A 6,842-nucleotide genomic window follows, 5' to 3' on the forward strand; every position below is an offset into this window, starting at 1 on the left:
ATGAAAAAGCAGACAATCGCGCCAAAACGCTGGTGGTTCATCATGCCCATCGTGTTTATCACCTACAGCCTGGCGTATCTTGATCGTGCAAACTTTAGCTTCGCCTCTGCCGCCGGGATTAATGACGATCTCGGCATCACCAAAGGCATGTCCTCGCTGCTGGGCGCGCTGTTCTTCCTGGGATACTTCTTTTTCCAGATCCCGGGCGCAATCTATGCCGAACGCCGCAGCGTGAAGAAACTGATTTTCGGCTGCCTGATCCTGTGGGGTGGCTGTGCATCGCTGACCGGTGTGGTCAGCAACATTCCGATGCTGGCAGCGATTCGCTTTGTGCTGGGCGTGGTGGAAGCAGCGGTGATGCCGGCCATGCTGATTTACATCAGCAACTGGTTTACCAAATCGGAACGTTCGCGCGCCAATACCTTTCTGATCCTGGGGAACCCGGTCACGGTGCTCTGGATGTCGGTGGTGTCGGGCTATCTGATCGAATCCTTCGGCTGGCGTGAGATGTTTATCATTGAAGGGATTCCGGCGGTCATCTGGGCGATTGCCTGGTGGTTCCTGGTCCAGGATAAGCCGTCTCAGGCGCGCTGGATGAGCGATGCAGAGAAAGCGGCCCTGCAGGCTGAGCTGCAAAAAGAGCAGGAAAACATCAAGGCGGTGCGTAACTACGGTGAAGCGTTCCGCAACCGCAATGTGATCATCCTCTGCCTGCAATATTTTGCCTGGAGCATCGGTGTGTATGGCTTTGTGCTGTGGCTGCCGTCGATTCTGCGTAACGGCACACAGATGGGCATGGTTGAAGCGGGCTGGCTGTCAGCGGTGCCTTATCTGGCGGCGACCATTGCGATGGTCGTGGTCTCCTGGGCGTCGGACAAAACCCAGAATCGTAAGCTGTTTGTCTGGCCGCTGCTGCTGGTGGGGGCGCTGGCGTTCCTTGGCTCTTACCTGGTCGGCTCAAGCAACTTCTGGGCCTCCTACACCCTGCTGGTGATTGCCGGTGCCGCGATGTATGCGCCTTACGGACCGTTCTTCGCCATTATTCCTGAGATGCTGCCACGCAACGTCGCGGGCGGGGCAATGGCACTGATCAACAGTATGGGTGCACTGGGGTCATTTATCGGTTCATGGATCGTCGGCTATCTTAATGGGGCGACCGGCAGCCCGGCTGCCTCCTACATCTTTATGGGTTCGGCTCTGCTGGTGTCGGTGTGGCTGACGCTGATTGTGAAACCGGCGCAGAACAAAGCGCCGCCGCTGCGGGGCGCAAAACCGGCCTGAAAGCGTAAACGCTGAAGCGGGCTGGCCCGGTGCAGGTCCACAACGCCTGCGCCGTTCGCACAGGCCTTTCCGGGCCTGTACGGAGGCCGCCCGGGCGTAAACGTCAGCCTCTGTTTTCTCCGGGCGGCCCGCAAGCCGCCCGCTACTTATTTGTTTGATCGGGAGCCACTGAATGAAACCCGCTGTAATTCTCTATAAAAAACTGCCTGACGACCTCTATGCGCGCCTGGCTGAACAGTGTGACGTGACGGAAGTGAGCAATCTTTCGCCAGAGAGCCAGCAGCAGCACGCTGCGGCGTTCCGCCAGGCCGAGGGCCTGCTGGGATCGGGCGGAAAAGTGAATGGTGAGCTGCTGGCGAACATGCCTAATCTGCGCGTCTGCTCCAGCGTCTCGGTGGGCTATGACAATTTTGACGTGGCGGCGCTGAATGCGCGTCATGTGGTGCTGATGCACACCCCGACCGTGCTGACGGAAACCGTGGCTGACACCATGATGGCGCTGGTGCTGAGCACCGCGCGTCGGGTGCCGGAGCTGGATGCCTGGGTCAAAGCGGGCCACTGGCAGAAGAGCATCGGACCGGCGCAGTTCGGCATCGACGTACACCATAAAACGCTGGGCATTCTCGGCATGGGACGGATCGGGATGGCGCTGGCGCAGCGCGCCCACTTTGGCTTCGGCATGAAAATCCTCTACAACGCCCGCCGTGAGCATGAGGAGGCGCAGTCGCGCTTTGGCGCGCAGCGCTGCGAACTGAAAGAGCTGCTGCAGCAGAGTGATTTTGTCTGCATCAGCCTGCCGCTGACTGACGAAACCCACCATCTGATTGGGGCCGCCGAGCTGGAACTGATGAAGCCGGATGCGGTACTGATCAACGCCGGTCGCGGGCCGGTGGTGGATGAGAAGGCGCTGATCGCCGCGCTGCAGGCGGGCAAACTGCACGCCGCCGGGCTGGATGTGTTTGAGCAGGAGCCGGTTCCTGCCGACTCTCCGCTGCTGTCGCTGCCGAACGTGGTGACGCTGCCGCACATCGGTTCTGCCACCCACGAAACCCGCTACGGCATGATGCAGGATGCGGTGGAGAATCTTATCGCCGCGCTCGGCGGAAACGTCGATAAAAACTGCGTTAACCCTCAGGCGCTGAAATAATCGCCACGCCTTTCCATTGCGCCCGCCGATGGCGGGCGTTATGGTGAACCCCCGATTCGCAATCACAAATTTTTAACCGCTATGTCCTTTTCTCAGTTCGGCGACAAATTTACCCAACATTCCGGCATTTCACGTCTGATGGAAGATATGGGCGCAGGCCTGCGTACGCCCGGCACCATCATGCTTGGCGGCGGTAATCCGGCGCAGATCCCGGCCATGAACGACTACTTTCAGCAGCTGCTGCAGCAGATGCATGAGGAGGGCAAACTCAGCGAAGCACTGTGCAATTACGACGGCCCGCGCGGCAAAGCGACGCTGCTGGAGTCGCTGGCCGGGCTGCTGCGCGACCAGCTTGGCTGGCCGATTACCGCGCAGAATATTGCGCTGACCAACGGCAGCCAGAGCGCCTTCTTCTATCTGTTTAACCTGTTTGCCGGTCGCCGCGCCGACGGCAGCAAAAAGCGGGTGCTGTTTCCGCTGGCGCCTGAGTACCTCGGCTATGCGGATGCCGGTCTGGAAGAGGAGCTGTTTGTTTCGGCGAAGCCGAACATTGAGCTGCTGCCGGAGGGACAGTTTAAATATCATGTCGATTTCGAGCATCTGCCGATGAACGATGAGGTCGGGCTGATCTGCGTCTCGCGTCCGACCAACCCCACCGGCAACGTGATCACCGATGAGGAGCTGATCCAGCTGGATGCGCTGGCGCAGCAGCATGATGTGCCGCTGCTGATCGACAATGCCTACGGCGTGCCGTTCCCCGGCATCATCTTCAGCGAAGTGCGTCCGCTGTGGAATCCCAACATTATTCTCTGCATGAGCCTGTCGAAACTTGGCCTGCCGGGCGCGCGCTGCGGCATCATTATCGCAGACGAGAAGACCATCTCTGCGCTGAGCAACATGAACGGCATTATCAGCCTGGCCCCCGGCAGTATTGGCCCGGCCATCGCCAATGAGATGATTCGTCGCGGCGATCTGCTGCGGCTCTCCGAAGAGGTGATTAAGCCGTTTTATCAGCAGAAGGTTGCGCAGACGATTGCGATCCTGCGCCGCCATCTGTCAGAAGAGCGCTGCCTGATCCACAAGCCGGAAGGGGCGATTTTCCTCTGGCTCTGGTTCCGCGATCTGCCGATCACCACGGAAACGCTCTATCAGCGGCTGAAAGCGCGCGGTGTGCTGATGGTGCCGGGCCACTTCTTCTTCCCGGGGCTGGAGCAGGCGTGGCCGCACACCCACCAGTGTATGCGGATGAACTACGTGCCGGATGCGGAGAACATCGAGCGGGCGGTGCAGATTCTGGCGGAAGAGGTGGAGAACGCCTGGCGCGACAGCTAAGCCTGCGCGTCGGTTAACGACAGCTGGCACCACTGCGCCAGCTGTCGGATCGCCTGTTCCACTTCCGCATTCCAGCCAAAACCGGCATTCAGCCGGAAACAGTGATCGTAGCGCTGATCGGTGGCAAAAATATGGCCCGGCGCAATCCCGATACCCGCGTTGCGCGCCTTCAGAAACAGCTCGCGCACGTTCAGCGCCTGCGGCGGCATGGCGACCCACAGCACATATCCTCCTTCCGGGTCGGAGACCGTTGTCCCGGCCGGAAACTCCCGCAGCACCGACTGACGCATTTCGCTGATTTGCCGCGCCAGTTCGCGCCGCAGCTTGCGCAGGTGAGCATCATAGCCGCCGCTGCGCAGCAGTTCCGCCACCGCCGCCTGCGACAGTACCGAGGTGCCCATGGTGGAGGTATATTTCAGCGAGGCGATCTTTCGCATGTAGTTGACGCTGTGGACCCAGCCGATGCGGATGCCGGGTGCCACGGTTTTCGAGAAGCCGCTGCAGAGAATGGCGTTGGGGCTGAAGGCGCGCATCGGGAAAGGGCGACGCTCACCAAAGGCGGTATCTCCAAAAATATCATCCTCAATGATCACCACATCGTTTTCATCAGCCTGGCGCGCAATATAGGCTTTCTGCTCGTTGGGAATGCTTTTTCCCAGCGGATTGTTGACGTTGCACAGCGTCAGAAAGACCCGCACCGCTTTGCGTTGAAACAGACGGGTGAGGGTTGCCACATTCACATAGCCTTCCGGCCCGGCTTCCACTTCAATCACCCGTAAATTGAGGTTATGCAGCATCTGCAGCAGGACGAAATAGCAGGGGGACTCCACCGCCACCACATCGCCTGGCTGGGTGGTGGCGCGCAGTGACAGCGAGATCGCCTCAATGCAGCCGTTGGTGATCAGAATATCGTCGGCGCTGATATTGCAGCCATAATCGACCGCGCGCCGGGCAATCTCCGCTTTCAGCGGGGCATAGCCGGTGCCCTTAACCGTGTTACCGAGCAGGGCGGGTTTGCTGTAACCCATCTGGCGCATCAGCAGGCCAATCCGCCTGATCGGATAGAGGGCACTGTCGCCGTTCGCCAGATCGAGGCGCACCCGGCAGTCTGATCCGAGCATCGCCAGATGCAGTTCGGTCTGCTCATCGAGCGGGGCGATGGCGCGCGGCTGTTCGCTGACGACGGGTAACGCACGCGAAGCGGGCCGCTGTGGGGCAACAAAAAAGCCCGACTTCGGACGGGCGACGGCGTAGCGCTCATCTTCCAGCGTACGCAGGGTTTTCAGGGCGGTGGTGAGGCTGACATTGTACTGTGTCGCCAGGGTGCGCACCGAGGGCAGACGGCTGTCGGGTGCCAGTGAACCGGCATGGATCGCCTGTTTAATCTGTTCTGCTATCTGGCGATAACGGCTGCTCTGACTCTCCTGTTCCCCGATAACCCCGGTCATCTGTTCCACCCCATATCGCGCTGATCTGTGCATATTCAACAGAGTACATTCAAAGTACTTTAGGCTGCATCTCTTAATTATTCATGACGCTAAACGGCGCACAGCGCCCGGCTGCCGTCGGGCCTGTGGCCATAACGGCAGGCCGTTCACCTAAGGAAAATGTGAAAGATGAATAATCTGCCCGCCATGATGAAAGCAATGGAAGCGTATCTCTCACCGGCCATCATCGCGTCGGCTCAGCGCTGTTCGGTCCGTCTGCTGGCGGCGTTACCCGATAAGCAGCCTGAGAACAACCGCGTCCTGCTCGCCTATGGCGGCGGCAAAGACAGCAGCTACATGGTGGCTTACGTGCGCTACATTCAGGGGCTGATCTGGCAGCAGCAGGGCACCACCTTTCATCTGCGGGTCAGCACCAACCGTCACGCGGCGATGAACCAGAGCGTCATGGATAATATTCATCGCGTTTATCAGTCGCTGGCGATGCATGACGATGAACGGGTGACCTGTCTGGTGGTGGATGGTCTGCTGATCCGCCCTTTCGCCCGCGATCTGCCGATGCCGGACAGCGTGCGTGAGCAGAACCGCAACGATGTGCTGATGAATGGCCACCGCTTTCGCGCCGATGCGCGCTCCACCTTCTGCAACGCCTGCAACCTCAGCATGGTCAACTCCTTTGGCCTGGCGGCGGACTACAACGGCGGGGTGGATATGATTATCACCGGCGATTCGCCGCAGGAGCAGGCCGCCTATGTTGCCTGGGCGCGTCACCTCTCACGACTGTTTGATGCGCCGGTCGCGGAAAAAAGCCGTGGCTTCAGCGGGTTCCTGCAGACGCTGGATGGCGTCGCAGAGCGCTACTTCCGCGACATCTACGGGGCCGGCCAGCTCACCCCCGCGCACCGCATCACCCACCAGCTGGCGCGCGATCCGCTCTTCTTCAATATCTATCAGGACACGGCCTATGAAGCGGGTGCGCACTGGGCGCTGCTCAGCGACTTTATGGGCTTCCGGTTTGATGAACTGATGTTCAGCTTTTCTGAGTCCGACTGCGGTAACCCGACGCTGATGGCGCATCTGCGCGGACTGCGGGCCGAAACGCTCCTGCAGCGCAGCTACGCCGAGGGGATCCGGGAATATGTGCGCTTTGCGCTGGGGCTGATGGTGAAGAAGGATTTTCCCCCGCAGCTGATCGACGAGATGGCGGCGCGCTATCAGGATGACGCCGCGATTCGGCAGCAGCGGCAGCGCGCAGCCGCGTTCGCCGTGCAGGCGTTTGACCTCAGCGAAGCGCAGCTGATCTGCATGATCTACTCGCCCTTTCTGGGACAGGGCCAGCAGCTCGGTCATTGGCTGACCGGGCAGCAGATCGCGATGGAAGAGGCCGCTATCCGCGACCTGCTTGAGCAACGCAGTCAGGACATCGCGCTGGCCAGGGCGTTAACGCACCTCTCCGGCATGACGCTGACACAGATGCGCCACTGCTGGCAGAGCAAGCCGGTCAGCTCGCTGCTGGAGGGAAAAAGCCCCGATCCCCTGTCGCGCGTGCTGCGCTTCGATCCCCATAAAGCGGTGATTCAGGTCAGTAACGGTGTGCTCAATGACACGGTGACAGAAGTCATCTCTGGGCGATAACC

Annotated in this window: 5 protein-coding genes; 4 read left to right on the top strand and 1 reads right to left on the bottom strand. The window is 60.1% G+C overall.

The genetic code is table 11. The features are described 5' to 3' along the window. From CKF42_RS09060 to CKF42_RS09070, 3 genes are all read left to right on the top strand, one after another. Nucleotides 1-1,281, top strand: a complete 1,281-nt coding sequence (locus CKF42_RS09060) for an MFS transporter (RefSeq protein WP_009088258.1) — start codon at nucleotides 1-3, stop codon at nucleotides 1,279-1,281. A gap of 172 nt (nucleotides 1,282-1,453) precedes the next feature. Further along, on the top strand, nucleotides 1,454-2,428 hold the full coding sequence (gene ghrB / locus CKF42_RS09065; protein WP_009088261.1) for a glyoxylate/hydroxypyruvate reductase GhrB: 975 nt from the start codon (nucleotides 1,454-1,456) through the stop codon (nucleotides 2,426-2,428). An 81-nt stretch (nucleotides 2,429-2,509) separates the two neighbouring features. Continuing rightward, nucleotides 2,510-3,760 (top strand): valine--pyruvate transaminase, encoded by a 1,251-nt coding sequence (locus CKF42_RS09070; protein WP_009088263.1) that lies wholly within the window; start codon nucleotides 2,510-2,512, stop codon nucleotides 3,758-3,760. Here the strand turns inward: CKF42_RS09070 and CKF42_RS09075 are convergent. Beyond that, nucleotides 3,757-5,208 (bottom strand): PLP-dependent aminotransferase family protein, encoded by a 1,452-nt coding sequence (locus CKF42_RS09075; protein ID WP_111208017.1) that lies wholly within the window; start codon nucleotides 5,206-5,208, stop codon nucleotides 3,757-3,759. The genes CKF42_RS09070 and CKF42_RS09075 overlap by 4 nt on opposite strands. 168 nt (nucleotides 5,209-5,376) lie before the next feature. Between CKF42_RS09075 and CKF42_RS09080 the strand changes: the two genes are divergently transcribed. Next, nucleotides 5,377-6,840 carry a hypothetical protein gene (locus CKF42_RS09080; protein ID WP_111208018.1) on the top strand — a complete coding sequence of 488 codons (1,464 nt, stop codon included), beginning with the start codon at nucleotides 5,377-5,379 and terminating at the stop codon, nucleotides 6,838-6,840. Nucleotides 6,841-6,842 lie beyond the last annotated feature (2 nt).

It is taken from the genome of Pantoea sp. ARC270 (assembly GCF_003236725.1).
Taxonomy (GTDB): Bacteria; Pseudomonadota; Gammaproteobacteria; order Enterobacterales; family Enterobacteriaceae; genus Pantoea; species Pantoea anthophila.